Source organism: Algoriphagus limi, assembly GCF_024919275.1.
GTDB lineage: Bacteria > Bacteroidota > Bacteroidia > Cytophagales > Cyclobacteriaceae > Algoriphagus > Algoriphagus limi.
Window position 1 is genome coordinate 1,568,963 of record NZ_JANWGH010000001.1, and the last position, 15,602, is coordinate 1,584,564.

A 15,602-nucleotide genomic window follows, 5' to 3' on the forward strand; every position below is an offset into this window, starting at 1 on the left:
ATAATCATCCGGCCCGGTAATTGAAAACAATTCCAAGAACAAGAAATTAGCCTTCATGAAGCGAATCGCTATTAGTTTTCTCAGCCTCTTGCTTGCCTTAAACACCTCCTGTCAGGAAGATGCGGATCGATTAATTCGTACTGATCTTACTGTAGAAGCCAATCAACTTTTGGAAACTTCTTCCAACTGGGGAGAAAGTTTACTTTTCGCCATGTTCAAGTTTGAGGATTACCGTCAAATGGAAAGCGAATTTTTCCCGGGATGTCCTGACATCCAAGTCAGTGATGGTGATCGGCGAGTTGTTCTGGACTTTTCAAATAAAAAAGGATGCGATGGGGATGATAAAACATTTCGTTCAGGAAAAATCATCTTGAACTTTTCCCAAAAGATTGGATTTCAATCTTTCTGGAGTATGACTTACGAAAATTATTCCTATAAAGGATTCAAAATCTCTGGGGTTCGAAACTTCACATTTATCAACCTATTACAAATCGGAGAAAGCTTTGAAAACTTAACCATCCAATCTGAAAAAGGACTTAATACTGTGCTTTCCGGGGATTTCTCCCATACTCCCATTATTTCAAATGGTTTCTTATCCAGTTTGAGAACTATAGGGGAAATGGAAGGAAAAAATCCAGCTGGAAGAAGTATTTCTATGACAATTCAATCTCCAAGAGAAGAAAAAATTCAATGCTTTTTGACGGATGAACCAGGACTTCCAAATTCCTCTGTAGAAATATGGGAGATTTCAAGAACCTTCCCCCAGACTGTTTCCCACACACTTTATTTTGAAAGTACAGATCCCTGCTTGGTTCAAGTTGAGGCATTGCTGTCTGATGGGAGAAGACTTCAACTCAAATAAAAAAACCCGGAAGAAATTCCTCCGGGTTTCAAGTTCAAGTATTTACTATTAATATCTGTAGTATTCAGGCTTGAATGGTCCCTGAACTTCCACTCCAATATATTTCGCTTGATCTTCACTTAGGGTTTCTAACTCAACACCCAATTTGGACAAGTGCAATGCAGCAACTTTTTCGTCCAAGTGCTTAGGAAGCACATAAACTCCTGGCTGATACTCTTCAGACTTAGTCCAAAGCTCAAGCTGTGCCAAAGTCTGATTGGTGAATGAATTGGACATTACGAAAGATGGGTGGCCAGTTGCACAACCAAGGTTAACCAAACGACCCTCCGCCAAAACGATGATATCATTTCCATCCACATTGTAAAGATCCACTTGCGGCTTAATTACAGATTTGGTGTTTCCATAATTCTTATTTAACCAAGCCATATCGATCTCATTGTCAAAGTGGCCGATATTACATACGATGGTCTTATCACGCATAGCTTTAAAATGCTCTCCTGTTATAATATCCTTGTTTCCAGTAGCAGTTACCACGATATCAGCTTCTTTAACGGCATCTACCATTTTCTTCACTGCGAAACCATCCATTGCAGCTTGAAGTGCACATATTGGGTCGATCTCAGTCACAATCACACGAGCACCTGCACCTCTCAAAGAAGCAGCAGATCCTTTTCCAACATCACCATATCCTGCTACAACAGCTACTTTACCAGCCATCATCACATCGGTAGCTCTTCGAATAGCATCTACCAATGATTCTTTACAGCCATACTTATTGTCAAACTTAGACTTGGTTACAGAGTCATTCACATTGATCGCAGGAAGAGGAAGCGTACCATTCTTCATTCGCTCATATAATCTGTGAACACCGGTAGTAGTCTCTTCAGACAAACCTTTAATTCCGGAAACCAATTCAGGATATTGATCCAGAACCATGTTAGTCAAATCACCACCGTCGTCCAAAATCATATTCAAAGGCTTGCGCTCTTCACCGAAGAAAAGAGTCTGCTCAATACACCAGTCAAATTCCTCAGCTGTCATGCCTTTCCAAGCATAGACTGAAATTCCAGCAGCGGCAATCGCAGCTGCAGCATGATCTTGAGTAGAAAAAATGTTACAAGATGACCAAGTAACTTCTGCTCCAAGTTCCACCAATGTTTCAATCAAAACAGCAGTCTGAATTGTCATATGCAAACAGCCTGCAATACGAGCTCCTTTTAGCGGCTTGGTTTTTCCATATTCTTCTCTCAAAGCCATCAAACCAGGCATCTCTGCCTCAGCTAGTTTGATTTCTTTTCTACCCCACTCCGCCAAGGAAATATCTTTTACCTTGTATTGAATAAATTTTTCAGATTGAATCTCTGACATAGTATGAAAATTAAACGTTTAAAATCTTAAAACTTGCCGCAAAGGTATCGCTAAAATCCCGCAAATTAAAATTGAACACTGTAATCGGGGAATCGGATCGTCTGAAAATCAAACACCTTAATATCCTGATCACTTGTCTCAAATACCAATTGCCCACTAGGTTTCAGCCCAATGATCTTACCTATCAACTTTTCTTTGCCAACGGTGTATTCAGCTGCTTCCTGAAATAGAAAAAGGTTTTGTTGGTATTCTTGTTCAATAAAAGCCCACTTTTTTTTCTTCAAAAGCAAATAATACTGTTCAATTTGGGTGACAAGCTGCCTCAGAATTTCTTCCTTTGAAAAATCAGATCCTGTCAGACTTTTCAGAGAAACCGCTTTGGAGTTTCCAAATTCAGTCTGATTGATATTCAACCCAATTCCTACCACAGCGACTTCCCAACCACTTTTCCCAACACTATTTTCAATCAAAATCCCTCCCAATTTCCCTCTTTGGGGAACGATCAAATCATTTGGCCATTTGGTTTTAATCAGAGGAAAATATTCCACCAAAACCTTGCGGATGGCACAGCTGACTGCCATATTCAAATAAAATTGCTCCGAAATATCCAGAAAGTCCGGCTTGAGAATCAGGGAGAAAATCAAATTTAAACCTGGCCCTGACTCCCAAGTATTTCCCCGCTGCCCTTTACCGGCTTTTTGATAATCGCAAACAACCAAAGTTCCTTCAATAGCTCGACCATCCCTGACTAATTGGAAGGCTATGTCATTTGTGGAGTGACACTCTGGCAGGAATTGTATGTCTTTGCCTAAAAAAAGTGTATTGGCAAGAATTTTATGCATTTGTTTCTAGTTTGTCTTGGTAGCTACTAGATTTACGAGAGCTAGGCAAAATTAAATATAAAATATGACAGCAGAACAGCTGAGTCAAGTCATCGTTGAGGGAATGGAGGATAAAAAGGCCTTCGATATCGTGGTGATGGACCTTAGAAAAATTAAGAATACCGTATGTGATTTTTTTGTTATTTGCTCCGCCAATTCGGATACGCAAGTAGAAGCAATCGCCGATTCAGTAGAAGAAAAGGTACTGAAGGCCGGAGATTCTCTTCCCTTTAAAGTGGAAGGCAAAAACAACAATCAGTGGGTATTGATGGACTATGTAGATGTTGTAGCCCATATTTTCCAAAAAGATAATAGAGCGTTCTACGGATTAGAAGATCTATGGGGGGATGCAGTGTTGACAAAAGTTGAGCACTAATTTCCACAAACTTTAGATTGCAAATTCCGTTTTACCATAAGTTTATAGAATTACATTTAAATCGATGAGCGAAACAAATAAACCAAAAAAGTTTACCCCAAAACCTCCACAAAGACCCAATTTTCAGCTTTGGCTGATCGTTGTGGCCGTTTTGGTTTTGATCGGGTTGACTTGGATACAGCAACGAGGTGCGACGGTAGATATTACTCAAAAACGTTTTGAAGACATGTACAATGCTGGCGATGTCGCCAAAGTTGTGATCGTCAAAAACATGGATCGAGTGGATATTACTCTGAAACCATCTGCATTGAGTGATACCAAGTACAAAAATGAATTGGAATCTAATGCGACCTTTTTCAATCCAAACGGACCGCACTATTCCCTTCAGGTAGCATCTTCCGATAAGTTTGCTACCGATTTTGACACTTTGGAGGAAAGTATACCTGCAGAAGAAAGAATCGGATATTCCGTTACAACGGAGGAAAACTGGAGCTCTTGGTTTGGAAGCTTTGGTTTCTTGCTATTGCTATTCATTTTCTTCTGGTTCATGATGCGAAGAATGGCAGGCCCATCAGGTCCAGGAGGTCAGATTTTCAATGTTGGAAAATCTCGGGCACAGCTATTCGATGCAGAGAATAAGGTCAAAATCACCTTCGACAATGTTGCAGGTCTGGATGAAGCAAAAGAAGAGATTCAGGAAATTGTTGAATTTCTTAAGAACCCATCCAAATTCACCAAACTAGGAGGAAAGATTCCTAAAGGAGCACTACTGGTTGGCCCTCCAGGAACCGGTAAAACCCTTCTTGCGAAAGCAGTAGCTGGTGAAGCAGGCGTTCCTTTCTTTACACTTTCCGGTTCAGACTTCGTCGAAATGTTTGTCGGTGTAGGTGCAGCACGTGTACGTGACTTGTTTAAGCAAGCGAAAGAAAAAGCTCCTTGTATCATCTTTATTGACGAGATTGACGCTATTGGCCGCTCAAGAGGGAAAGGCCAAATGCCGGGGTCAAATGATGAGCGTGAAAATACCCTTAACTCTCTATTGGTAGAGATGGATGGTTTCGGTACTGATTCTGGAGTTATTGTTTTGGCAGCAACCAACCGCCCGGATGTATTGGATAGTGCTTTGTTGAGACCTGGACGATTCGACCGTCAGATCTCCATTGACAAGCCAGACATCGTTGGTAGAGAGGCAATCTTCAAAGTGCATTTGAAGCCGATCAAAATTTCCGATGATGTTGATGCTAAGAAATTGGCTGCACAAACTCCTGGTTTTGCTGGTGCTGAAATCGCAAATGTCTGCAACGAGGCAGCTCTAATCGCTGCTCGACGCAATAAGACTGCAGTAGACATGCAGGATTTCCAAGATGCCATCGACCGGGTAATCGGTGGACTGGAAAAGAAAAACAAGATCATCTCTCCTGAAGAAAAGAAAATTGTGGCCTACCATGAAGCAGGTCATGCTGTTGCAGGTTGGTTCTTGGAGCATGCAGATCCTTTGGTAAAAGTATCTATCGTACCTCGAGGAGTAGCTGCATTGGGTTATGCCCAATATCTTCCAAAAGAGCAATTCCTATATCAAACAGAACAACTGATCGATGAGATGTGTATGACCTTAGGTGGTCGTGCGGCAGAGGAAATTGTCTTTGGTAAAATTTCCACTGGAGCTTTGAGCGACTTGGAGCGCATCACCAAAATGGCTTACTCTATCGTATCCGTTTACGGTATGAATGAGAAATTGGGTAATGTATCCTTTTATGATAGCAAGAGCGATAGCTACAAGATGACCAAGCCTTATTCTGAAGCTACGGCTGAGTTAATCGATCAGGAAGTTCACAAGTTGATAGATTTTGCTTATCAGCGTACACTTGATCTTCTTAAAGAGCGTAGAAATGAATTGGAAACCCTAGCTCAAGAACTTCTTGAGAAGGAAATTATCTTCCAGTCTGATTTGGAAAAACTCATCGGAAAACGACCTTTTGCAAAGGAAACAACCTATCAGGCCTACACCAGTGGAAAAAATAAGCCTGAGGAATCCAAAAAGGAAAAAGATGAGGAAGTTAAAGATGCTGTCATATCTGAGGAAGTAGAAGCTAAACCAGCTAAAAAACCAAAGAAAAAGGAAGCAGTATCCGAGACGGATGAAGAAGAAACAACAAAAGAATAATTTGTGAAATCCATAGAAAAAAAGTCCTGAGCAATCAGGACTTTTTATTTTTGCCTGACTAATTCTATCTTTCCGCATGTCTCTGGAACCATACAATTATCAATTACAGGGTAAGAAGTTATTTTTTGCATCCGATTTTCATTTGGGTGCCCCTAATGAGGAACAAAGTCTAGGCAGAGAACAAAAAATCATTCGATGGCTGGATCAAATTCAGGAAGAGGCAGCCGCCATTTTTCTGGTTGGCGACATTTTTGACTTTTGGTTTGAATACAAAGAAGTCATCCCGAAAGGTTTTATTCCTTTCATTTCTAAAATCCACCAACTTCGCGAGAAAAAAATCCCCATACTTTTTTTCACAGGAAACCATGATCTGTGGATGAAAGATTATTTCACAGAACAAATGGGAATTCCTGTTTACCACCACCCCATTGAAATCGTGGTTAATGAAAATAAGATTTTGGTGGGACATGGAGATGGTTTAGGACCAGGCGACAAGCAATACAAACTTTTGAAAAAGGTTTTTACCAATCCTATTGCCCAGTGGCTCTTCCGTTGGTTTCATCCGGATTTAGGAATCAAGCTTGCTAAAGCCTGGTCTAGTAGTAGCCGCATTTCCAACATGGAGAAAAATGAAAACCATTTTTTGGGTGAGGGTGAATGGCTTTGGCAGTATTGCAAAGAAATCGAACAGCGAAAACACCACGATTATTACATCTTTGGACATCGGCACTTGCCTTTGGAATTGGAAGTTGGAGAAAAGGCAACTTACTTCAATTTAGGTGAATGGGTCAGTCAATACACCTATTTGGAATTCGATGGAGAAAAGCCTAAACTTTTAACTTTCGAAGAATGAGATGGCTCGTACCTTTTTTATTCTTATGGATTCATTGGGAAGTTTTTGCCCAATTGGAAAATGAATTGGGAAAACCACTTGCTGAAATCAGCGTCAAAGAATTAGATCAGGTTTCACTCGATACCCGGGAGCAGATATATGCAAGCAACCTGCAGGGAGATATTTTTCTCTTTGACGCTTCAGGAAAACAATTGAATTATTTCTCCCCAGCTCGACAAGCTAAACTCAGCCAGTTAGAAGCAGCTTGGAGCGTGACCATTTTCTCATTTTCTGAAGATCTTCAAGAATACCGAATTTTGGACCGCTTCCTCAACCCAATCGCTGAACGCAATTTTTTGGATGCTTCCGTCAATCTCCCGAAAGCTGCTACTTTAGGAAATAACAACATAGTCTGGGTTTGGGATGAATCAGATTTATCCCTTAAGCGCATGGATTACTTGCGAAACCTCATTCTTGACATCCAGCCTCTCAATCTGATAACTTCTGTCAAAAGCCTTCAAATCACAGCTCTAAAAGAATATAAAAACCGGCTGTTCGCCTTGATTCCAAATGAAGGCGTTTTGGTTTTTGACAATCAAGGAAACCTATTACTCGATTTGAAACTTCCAAAAGTTGAAAAATTAAGTCTTTACAAAGATTACCTACTTTGGCTGGAAAACGGCACTTTGATGGGGTATAATCTATCTCAACAGTCTGTTGAAAACATTCAGGCCTTAGATACTCCTGAGGGAAGCTACGTGCTTCTTGGTCAAACAAAACTTTTGCTAGTGAATGCTGAAAAAATTGAGGTTTACTCCATCCCGGATACGCTGAAAAATCTGCAATAAAAAAGCCGAGAAACTTTCATTTCCCGGCTTCTTTTCCAAATTCTGATTGAATTAAGCGATAGTCACCAATTCAATTTCGAAGATCAAATCTTTACCTGCCAACTGATGATTGGCGTCCAAGGTAATTTTTTCCTCATCAACATAAGTTACTGTAACAGGCATAGGTTGTCCATTTCCTCCCTGAAGAGTCAATTGCATCCCTACTGCAGGGCTGATATTAGCTGGAACTTGTGCACGAGGGACATCAATCATCATGTCATCTCTTCGCTCACCGTAAGCTTCAGCAGCTGGGATAGTTACGGTTTTTTTATCACCGATTGCCATTCCATGAACAGCCTCATCAAATCCTTTGATCATATTGCCATCGCCTAATGTAAACCCTAATGGTTGACGGTTTACAGACGAATCAAAAACACTTCCGTCTTCTAATTTTCCTGTGTAGTGTACCTGTACGGCATCACCTTTTTTTGCTTGCATAATACTAATTGGTTTTGTGTTATCACAAAGGTACAAATAATACGCCGGGGGATAAAACCGTACAATTTCAAGACAAACTGTCCGAATTCAATATAATTCTGTACAATTTCGGACACTAATTCAGTTAAAAGGCCAAATAAATGCCTTAAATTGGGTTGGCACTATTTTCCCCTTAAAAAGAGCAAACAATTAGAGTATGGAAAATCAAGACTTGGGAAAAATCCTCATCATCGACGATAACGAAGATTTACTTTTCGCTGCAAAAATGCTTTTGAAAAAGCATGCAAAAGAAGTTAGCATCGAAAAAGACCCACGGCGCATCCCTTTTTTAATCAATAATAATAATTACGATGTGATCCTTCTGGACATGAATTTCCGAGAGGATACCACTTCCGGGAAGGAAGGATTCTATTGGCTGAAGCAAATCAAAGAAATAGACCCTAAAGCGGTAGTAATTCTTATCACTGCTTTTGGAGATGTAGAAATGGCCGTCCAAGCTTTGAAGGAAGGAGCGACGGATTTCATACTTAAGCCTTGGCAAAACGAAAAATTGATCGCTACACTTTCTTCTGCGGTGAAGTTGAAGGAAAGTTATAATGAAGTAGAAAAGCTGCAAAAAAAGCAAAAGGCACTTCAAACTGACCTGAAGAAACCTTACACGGAGATCATCGGAAACTCGGCCTCCATGAAAAATATCTTCTCTATCATAGACAAGGTAGCACAAACCGATGCCAATGTCTTGATCTTAGGAGAAAACGGTACTGGTAAGGAATTGATCGCACGAGCTATACATGAGCGATCTCTGAGAAAAGATGAAATTTTTGTTGGTGTGGATATGGGAGCGATCACTGAAACCCTTTTTGAATCGGAGCTTTTTGGACATAAAAAAGGAGCATTTACCGATGCTAAAGATGACAGAGCTGGGCGATTTGAGGTGGCTGATCAAGGAACACTTTTCTTGGATGAAATCGGAAACCTTTCTATGCCGCTTCAATCCAAATTATTGACAGTACTACAACGTCGGGAAGTTACACGTATCGGTACCAATAAGCCGATTCCGGTTGATATTCGTCTGATTTGTGCTACCAATATGCCAGTGCATGAAATGGTCATGGAGAACACCTTCAGACAGGATTTACTCTATCGAATCAATACGGTGGAAATCTTCCTCCCCCCTCTTCGGGAAAGACAGGATGATATCCCTCAATTAGCCAATCACTTCTTGAAAATTTATAGTCAAAAATACCGCAAGAACCTAGATGGCTTTACTCCTTCGGCAATGGAATTACTGCAACGATACTCATGGCCGGGAAATATTCGTGAATTGCAACATGCTATCGAGCGGGCAATCATTATGTCGGAAGGAAATCAATTGGACAGTCGTGATTTCTTCTTTTTGTCTGCAAAACCTTCATCCGAAAAAATGCCTACAAATGCGACGCTGAATTTAGATGATATGGAACGCACCACTATTCAGCGAGCTATCGACAAGAATGGAGGAAATATATCCAAAGCGGCCAAAGAATTAGGATTAACCCGAGCATCGCTTTACAGAAGATTGGAAAAATATGGACTTTAAGGTAGGCCTTTTAGGGCGTATAGCCCTTTTGGCAGTTTCTTTATTTGCATTAGGCTATTCCATAGCGGATCAATGGGGAGTGTTTATGACCTCCCTTTTGATCATTTTAATGATCATCCAAGTGGTGTTTTTGCTTCGCTATGCAGAAAGCTCCTTTAAAAAAGTCCGAACCTTTCTCGATAACATCAAGCAGGATCAGTACTCCCAGGTTTATCCCGTTAAATTTGATGGTACTGAGACCGATGACCTCCACATTGAATTCAATGCTATCCTTGCCAAACTCAAAGAAGATCAAGCGGAGAAAGAAGCCAATTACCACTATTTCCGCTCAGTTTTCAAGCACTTGAGTATAGGCCTGATTACTTATGGTGAAGACGGAAAAATCCAATTGATTAATACGGCTGCAAAACGCATCCTAAATGTAGATGACCTCGGCAATATCAATCAAATAGAGTCGGTCAATAAGGAACTTCACCTCGCTATTCATCAGCTAAAAACCGGAGGGAGCGAATTGATCAAAATCGCTCATCCAGATGGTATTATGCAGCTTTCAGTTTATGTCATCGAACTGATGATGCGCGGAGAGCAATTCAAATTGGTATCCTTACAAAATATCCAATCCGAATTGGAGGAAAAGGAAATGGAGGCCTGGCAAAACCTAGTTCGGATTCTGACTCATGAAATCATGAACTCCATCGCTCCGATATCTTCCTTGGCAGGCACTATCAAAACTGATATCGAACAAAAGCTGGAGCAGGCTGACCCTGTTACCGATAGTGATTTGGAAGATTATCTGATGGGGATTTCAACTGTAGAAAAGCGTTCTGAAGGACTGATCAACTTCGTATCTGATTTCCGTAGTCTTGCTCATATTCCAGCACCGAAATTCAGCAGTATCCGCCTTGCAAATCTCTTTGATCAGCTCGAAGTGCTTTTCCAGCACCAATTGGAAACCCACAATATCGAACTGCTTAAAGAACTCGACCCACCTGAATTGATTCTGTTTGGAGACCAAACCCAAATCGAGCAGGTATTAATTAACCTTGTTCAAAATGCCATACAGGCCTTGGAAGATTCCGAACGAAAATTAATCCGACTACGTGCCTATATCGACGAAGCAGGAAAAATCATTTTGGAGGTTTGTGATACCGGAAAGGGTATAGAAGAAGAGGCCTTGAGCAAAATCTTTATTCCTTTCTTCACCACCAAGAAAAAAGGGTCGGGTATTGGCCTAAGTCTATCCAAACAAATCATGCGTCGCCACAAAGGCAATATCCAAGTTCGCTCTCAATTGGGAGAAGGCACAACCTTCAAGCTGATTTTCAACGGTTAATATGAATCAGGTTTTTGATTGGTGTGTTGATTTTTTGTATTGGCTTTCCGATGTTCTTGGAATGACCTACAAGGAAATCAACGTCTGGATATTTGTAATTATCTGGCCATTAATCTTCATTATCCAATGGATTTATATTGTCCATTTGAAAAAGAAGATTCAGAAAATCAGAAACCAAAATACCCTAGGATAATATTGATCAGCTTTTGGAATTCGTGAGTTTTAATCCTTGAGAATTCGGAGCAGCAGAATAGATCACAAAACTCCCCTTTTCATCTTGCATGATTTCCAAGTCCTGACTTTTATCTCCATTCACCATTTTTACCTGAGACCAAGCTTTCGGGATATAAGTCTTCAAAGTCAATGGTTCTTGGTAGGTGTCAGAATCCAAAGAGCAAGTTAGATTGACAATAATTTCATCAGATTCAACATCCACTTCCACTTGAGTGGTTTTTCTTTCTCGCAGATATTTCGTCACATTTCTGAAAGGCGCAATCCAAAGCCGATCCTCATTGGTCTTGAGATAAGAAAAATATTCAACCAACTCTTCCCTCTTTTTTGGTTCCCAACCCAGGTTTTCTACGCCATGGTAAACCAAAACTAACCAGGTATTATCATGATTCATCACCGTATCTGTCCAAGCTTTCATTTGAGAAGGAGTAGTCCGGGTAAGAGGCCCTCTTTGCCATTGAACGTATTCTTTTGAAGATTGACCCGGAGTAAGATCACTTCCACGATTGATTTCTTCCAACCAATCCTCAGGCATTCGATTTCTCAAAGATGGATAAACCTGATGGGCATAATGCATAACCCGCTCATTTTCTGTCCCATACGGACATTCCGCTGAAAAAATGGATTCCTCCCCGATGAACTTCAATAAATCAGCTTTGCTTTGCTCTAATTCATATTTCATATTTACTTCATCCAGAACAGCTAATCGAGGGTGCGTCACCGTATGGGAAGCAATTTCATGACCTTGGGCTGAATAGGACTTATACTGCTCCCAAGAGGTTGTATCCTCCACATTGTTATGAAATACGACCTCCCCGGTATTTATCATTTCACCATTCCGGATTTTTGCAAAGCCTTCATCTGTCAATGCATAGGCATCTTCCACTCTTCCTTGCTCAAACAAAGACCCAATTCGAGCATGGTAATCCTCTGCTTCCGAAGTTCCAGTATATGCTATCAATGAGGCTCTTTCGAATAAGTTGCTGGAATCAGTTGGGATTTGAGCCGTCTCAGCAATGATTTCCTGAGGATCTCTCCCGATGAATTTTCCTTTTCCAGATCCTTCTACTTTTCCCGTAATGATGTAAAAAGTAGCCTTTAGATCTAAGCTGTCCAAAATAGGCTTTGCAATGGTGAGTTGATTAACGATCCCATCATCAAAAGTGATAGAGACTGCTCCTGACTTATCCTCTTGCCATTTGGTAATTTCGGTTTGTCCGACAATCGGATCTTTCGGACCACAGGATGCTAAAAGGAGAATTGAAAGGAAAAAGGAAAATATCTGCTTCATGATTTTAAGGGTGGTTTGGTATACCAATTTCTGAATTTGCATTTAAAAGCCATTAACCATTAAACAAAAAACCTTTGAGATCTCCTAGACCTCAAAGGTTTTATAATTAGCGTCTTATGGCACTTTTTAGAATTTTCTGTACTTTCCTTTTAGGAATTTATTTGCTTCTTTTTCCGCAAATCGGGCTTTTTTACTATCCCAATGCAGAGTTTGATTAGGGAATCGACCTGCAATCACACCAAGCAAAATGGTCTCGGTCAAACGAGCAGAATAAGAGAATGGAGCACTACATTCTGTTTTGCCCAAACAAGCATCCACAAACTCATGGTAATGCTTTTTGCTCTCCTCTGCATAATCCTTCACAGGCTCACCTAAATTGAATTGAGCGATATCCATTTCCTGATATTTCCCATCAACAATTAAGCGTGGCAGCTGCATAAAGTGCGGTAAAAGCAATCTTCCTTTTTCACCCATAAACATGGCTCCTTGGTCAGGCAGCTGATCTCTATTCGGCAATTTTAAATCTGGATGATCTGCAGGAGCACCTGGCCCATCATACCAAACCCAAGTCAAAGTCTCCGCTGTGTACGGCGTGGATGGAAATTCATAAGTCACCACATTGTGCTCAGGGAAACCAAAGCCAGTTGGCTGGCGACACTCGTTTCGAATCGTACGAGGCACGTCCAAAGCCAGAGCATTGTATGGAGTATCAAAAATATGAACACCCATATCACCCAATGTTCCACAGCCGAAATCCATAACCTTTCGCCAGTTTCCTGGATGATAGTAACCTTCTTTATAAGGACGCTCTGGAGCAGTTCCCAACCAAAGGTTCCAATCCAATCCTGCCGGAACCGGATCACTTCCTGTAGGTTCGGGTCCATCAAAACCCCAATTTTTAGGAGACCAGGCCCGAACGGTATGGACTTTTCCAATAATTCCGGACTGAATAAGCAAAGTAGCCAATTTGTAATCATAAAAGGAATGAACCTGAATACCCATTTGGGTTACTAGCCCCTTCTTTTCGGCCACTTTTTTCATTTTCCTTGCTTCCGAAACATGATGGGTCAAAGGCTTTTGACAGTAAACAGCCTTATCCTTTTTCATGGCTAGTAAAGAAGCAGGAGCATGTGTATGATCGGGGGTAGAAACAACTACAGCATCGATATCATCTTCCAATTCTTTCATTAAAATTCGATAATCCGCAAAAGTCTTGGCTTGAGGATAAAGCTTGGCAGCATTTTCAATAGCCCGGCTATCAACATCACAAATTGCAACAACTTCTACCAAGGAATGGGAAGCGATAGCTTTTAGGTCTTCCATACCCATGGCTCCGAGACCGATTTGAGCGATTCGTAATTTTCCATTGGCTTGCGCTTTCGCCAATAAAGAAGGTGCTAGAGCCAAACCGGCTGCACCCAAAGCCGACCTTTTGAGAAAATCTCGACGATCGATAAGCTGTAGGTTCTTGTTCATGGTGGGTTTATTATAATTTTTTTGGATTGGTGATTTTTGGATTGAGAGCCGAAGGAGGAAATCCCAAAAAACATTTGGAAACTACCCTTATCTTCCATTTTTAATCTCGAGTTTTAAGATAAGGCTGAAAAATCGATTTGCAAATTCGAATTAGGAAGGATGGTTTATTTGGGTTTGATAAAGAAAAAATATTTCCAGACTTATTTTGAATAGGCTTCCACCAATTTCATAAGCCTGTTTATCTTAGAACCATGAATCGACGTCCTTTCCTTCACAAACTTGGCATTTTAACCACAGGCACCATGACACTTCCTTTTTTCTTATATGGGAAAATGCAACTCCCAAAGGAAACCAAATTCAAGTTTATCACTGCTTCTGATGGACATTTCGGGCAGCCCAACACCGACTTTGAAGCCAGTCACCGAAATCTCATAGAAGCAGTAAATCGGGAAAAGGATATAGATTTTGTAGTTTTCAATGGGGATTTAATCCATGACGATCCCACTTTGATGCCGGAAGTAAAAAAGGTTTACGATCAGGTTCAACACCCTTACTTTGTCACGCGAGGCAATCATGATCGGGTGACTCCTTCGGATTGGGATTCTATTTGGAATCAATCCGCCAATTTCGCTGAAGTTCATCAGGGAGAATTAGGAATGCTTCTGTTGAACTGTTCCAATGAGGCGGGAGAATACTTTTGCGCCGATCTGGATTTTACCAAAGAAAAACTCGATTCTTTTCAGGAATTACCCCATGTGATGGTCTTTGTCCACATTTCCCAAAATGAATGGACACGTCATGGCATAGACTGCAAAGACTTTATGGATCTAGTTACCTCCTACCCAAATGTACGAGGCATTTTCCATGGGCATGACCATGATATAGATGGTGTAATGCTTTATCGCAAAAAGCCCTTTCTATGGTCAGGACACTTTGGGGGAAATTGGGGTAATCCATTCCCAAGCTACCGGGTTTGTGAAATAGGAACCGACGGAAAAGTGGTTTCCTACTTAAAGCGTGTTGCTGATGGAGAAATTCTGAGTGGCTATACGCTTTGACTTACTCGTCCTTTTTCTGAAAAACCAAGAAGTGCTGAATCTTTAAAAATTGCCTATTTTCCACTAATTCAAATCCGTTTGCTTCCAACTCCTTTTTAGCTTGACGAACAGTCATTTTGTGAAGCGGCTTGATAGGAACTGTTGGATCCTCTCCTCTGTATTCGATCAATAGAATTTTACCATCCGATTTTAGGGATTTGCGTAGGTTCTGGAGCATCTCCTCAGGAAATTCCAACTCATGATAAACATCAACAAAAATAGCCAGATCAATTGCATTCTCTGGTAAATTAGGAGAAGTGGATGAACCCTTTACAGCAACCACATTATTAAAACCCAATTCTTCACTTCGCTCTTTCAAAAAATTTACTGCTGCATCTTGAACATCTACTGCATACACTTTTCCTTCAGAAACAAGCGGAGCAATCCGAAAGGAATAATACCCCGAACCCGCACCAATATCTGCGACAACACTACTTGATGTAATCGGTAAATTTTTAATTGCTATGGATACACCTTCCTCTGCTTCTCGAGAATCCCGCTCAAGCCAATCTTTCCCCGCAAAACCCATGATATGGGAAATTTCCCTTCCCAAATAAACTTTACCTATTCCATCCCAAGAAGGGGTTTTGTATTTATAAGGAGATTTTGAATCCTTGGAATTACTCTGAGCTTGGCAGGCCAAATTGAAGCTCATCAGGAAAATAAAAAAGCAGTAAAATCGAAGCTGTCTCATGTCTTTTTAAACTTAAAAAATTGAAACCTGTTTGATTTTGAGAAGAATTTGGAATCCGTAAACACAAAAAAAGCGGCTCCTTTTGAGAGCCAC

Annotated in this window: 14 protein-coding genes; 8 read left to right on the forward strand and 6 right to left on the reverse strand. The window is 40.7% G+C overall.

What is annotated here, in order from left to right:
• Positions 1-55 precede the first annotated feature (55 nt).
• A complete protein-coding gene (locus NY014_RS06795) occupies positions 56-862 on the forward strand; it encodes a hypothetical protein (protein ID WP_259413804.1) in 807 nt (268 codons plus the stop codon).
• A gap of 48 nt (positions 863-910) precedes the next feature.
• On the opposite strand, the gene ahcY is transcribed toward NY014_RS06795, so the two are convergent.
• Positions 911-2,230, reverse strand: a complete 1,320-nt coding sequence (ahcY, locus tag NY014_RS06800) for an adenosylhomocysteinase (RefSeq protein ID WP_259413805.1) — start codon at positions 2,228-2,230, stop codon at positions 911-913.
• Positions 2,231-2,295: 65 nt separating this feature from the next.
• Positions 2,296-3,072: a biotin--[acetyl-CoA-carboxylase] ligase gene (locus NY014_RS06805; protein WP_259413806.1), complete on the reverse strand. Its 777-nt coding sequence runs from the start codon at positions 3,070-3,072 to the stop codon at positions 2,296-2,298.
• Between the two features lie 64 nt (positions 3,073-3,136).
• On the opposite strand from NY014_RS06805, the gene rsfS reads away from it, so the two are divergent.
• The 4 genes from rsfS to NY014_RS06825 all read left to right on the forward strand — a co-directional run bounded on the left by rsfS (position 3,137) and on the right by NY014_RS06825 (position 7,331).
• Positions 3,137-3,487, forward strand: coding sequence for a ribosome silencing factor (gene rsfS / locus NY014_RS06810; RefSeq protein WP_259413807.1), 351 nt, complete (start codon positions 3,137-3,139; stop codon positions 3,485-3,487).
• A gap of 64 nt (positions 3,488-3,551) precedes the next feature.
• The gene (ftsH, locus tag NY014_RS06815) at positions 3,552-5,651 is read left to right on the forward strand and encodes an ATP-dependent zinc metalloprotease FtsH (protein WP_259413808.1); all 2,100 of its coding nucleotides are present in this window, start codon (positions 3,552-3,554) and stop codon (positions 5,649-5,651) included.
• A 76-nt stretch (positions 5,652-5,727) separates the two neighbouring features.
• Complete coding sequence (locus NY014_RS06820) at positions 5,728-6,504, forward strand: UDP-2,3-diacylglucosamine diphosphatase (RefSeq protein WP_259413809.1); 777 nt, start codon at positions 5,728-5,730, stop codon at positions 6,502-6,504.
• Complete coding sequence (locus tag NY014_RS06825; RefSeq protein WP_259413811.1) at positions 6,501-7,331, forward strand: hypothetical protein; 831 nt, start codon at positions 6,501-6,503, stop codon at positions 7,329-7,331. Before NY014_RS06820 ends, NY014_RS06825 begins: the two co-directional genes overlap by 4 nt.
• Before the next feature lie 51 nt (positions 7,332-7,382).
• Here NY014_RS06825 and NY014_RS06830 read toward each other — a convergent pair whose 3' ends face one another.
• On the reverse strand, positions 7,383-7,811 hold the full coding sequence (locus tag NY014_RS06830) for an FKBP-type peptidyl-prolyl cis-trans isomerase (RefSeq protein ID WP_259414143.1): 429 nt from the start codon (positions 7,809-7,811) through the stop codon (positions 7,383-7,385).
• Positions 7,812-8,004: 193 nt separating this feature from the next.
• Between NY014_RS06830 and NY014_RS06835 the strand changes: the two genes are divergently transcribed.
• Together NY014_RS06835 and NY014_RS06840 are read left to right on the forward strand one after the other, a co-directional pair.
• Positions 8,005-9,387, forward strand: a complete 1,383-nt coding sequence (locus NY014_RS06835) for a sigma-54-dependent transcriptional regulator (protein WP_259413812.1) — start codon at positions 8,005-8,007, stop codon at positions 9,385-9,387.
• Positions 9,377-10,720: a sensor histidine kinase gene (locus tag NY014_RS06840; protein WP_259413813.1), complete on the forward strand. Its 1,344-nt coding sequence runs from the start codon at positions 9,377-9,379 to the stop codon at positions 10,718-10,720. The genes NY014_RS06835 and NY014_RS06840 overlap by 11 nt, the downstream gene beginning before the upstream one ends.
• Before the next feature lie 199 nt (positions 10,721-10,919).
• Here NY014_RS06840 and NY014_RS06845 read toward each other — a convergent pair whose 3' ends face one another.
• Positions 10,920-12,242, reverse strand: coding sequence for a polysaccharide deacetylase family protein (locus tag NY014_RS06845; RefSeq protein WP_259413814.1), 1,323 nt, complete (start codon positions 12,240-12,242; stop codon positions 10,920-10,922).
• A 126-nt stretch (positions 12,243-12,368) separates the two neighbouring features.
• A complete protein-coding gene (locus NY014_RS06850) occupies positions 12,369-13,718 on the reverse strand; it encodes a Gfo/Idh/MocA family protein (RefSeq protein WP_259413815.1) in 1,350 nt (449 codons plus the stop codon).
• 251 nt (positions 13,719-13,969) lie between these two features.
• Between NY014_RS06850 and NY014_RS06855 the strand changes: the two genes are divergently transcribed.
• A complete protein-coding gene (locus NY014_RS06855; protein WP_259413816.1) occupies positions 13,970-14,776 on the forward strand; it encodes a metallophosphoesterase family protein in 807 nt (268 codons plus the stop codon).
• A gap of 1 nt (position 14,777) precedes the next feature.
• On the opposite strand, the gene NY014_RS06860 is transcribed toward NY014_RS06855, so the two are convergent.
• Positions 14,778-15,509: a class I SAM-dependent methyltransferase gene (locus NY014_RS06860; protein WP_259413817.1), complete on the reverse strand. Its 732-nt coding sequence runs from the start codon at positions 15,507-15,509 to the stop codon at positions 14,778-14,780.
• Positions 15,510-15,602 lie beyond the last annotated feature (93 nt).

Bases quoted from the DNA above. Each gene is read 5' to 3' on its own strand.
- NY014_RS06845 (WP_259413814.1), bottom strand. From the start codon at position 12,242: ATGAAGCAGATATTTTCCTTTTTCCTTTCAATTCTCCTTTTAGCATCC.
- NY014_RS06835 (WP_259413812.1), top strand. From the start codon at position 8,005: ATGGAAAATCAAGACTTGGGAAAAATCCTCATCATCGACGATAACGAA.
- NY014_RS06850 (WP_259413815.1), bottom strand. From the start codon at position 13,718: ATGAACAAGAACCTACAGCTTATCGATCGTCGAGATTTTCTCAAAAGG.
- NY014_RS06820 (WP_259413809.1), top strand. From the start codon at position 5,728: ATGTCTCTGGAACCATACAATTATCAATTACAGGGTAAGAAGTTATTT.
- NY014_RS06795 (WP_259413804.1), top strand. From the start codon at position 56: ATGAAGCGAATCGCTATTAGTTTTCTCAGCCTCTTGCTTGCCTTAAAC.
- NY014_RS06840 (WP_259413813.1), top strand. From the start codon at position 9,377: ATGGACTTTAAGGTAGGCCTTTTAGGGCGTATAGCCCTTTTGGCAGTT.
- NY014_RS06825 (WP_259413811.1), top strand. From the start codon at position 6,501: ATGAGATGGCTCGTACCTTTTTTATTCTTATGGATTCATTGGGAAGTT.
- NY014_RS06855 (WP_259413816.1), top strand. From the start codon at position 13,970: ATGAATCGACGTCCTTTCCTTCACAAACTTGGCATTTTAACCACAGGC.
- ftsH (WP_259413808.1), top strand. From the start codon at position 3,552: ATGAGCGAAACAAATAAACCAAAAAAGTTTACCCCAAAACCTCCACAA.
- rsfS (WP_259413807.1), top strand. From the start codon at position 3,137: ATGACAGCAGAACAGCTGAGTCAAGTCATCGTTGAGGGAATGGAGGAT.
- NY014_RS06860 (WP_259413817.1), bottom strand. From the start codon at position 15,509: ATGAGACAGCTTCGATTTTACTGCTTTTTTATTTTCCTGATGAGCTTC.
- NY014_RS06805 (WP_259413806.1), bottom strand. From the start codon at position 3,072: ATGCATAAAATTCTTGCCAATACACTTTTTTTAGGCAAAGACATACAA.
- ahcY (WP_259413805.1), bottom strand. From the start codon at position 2,230: ATGTCAGAGATTCAATCTGAAAAATTTATTCAATACAAGGTAAAAGAT.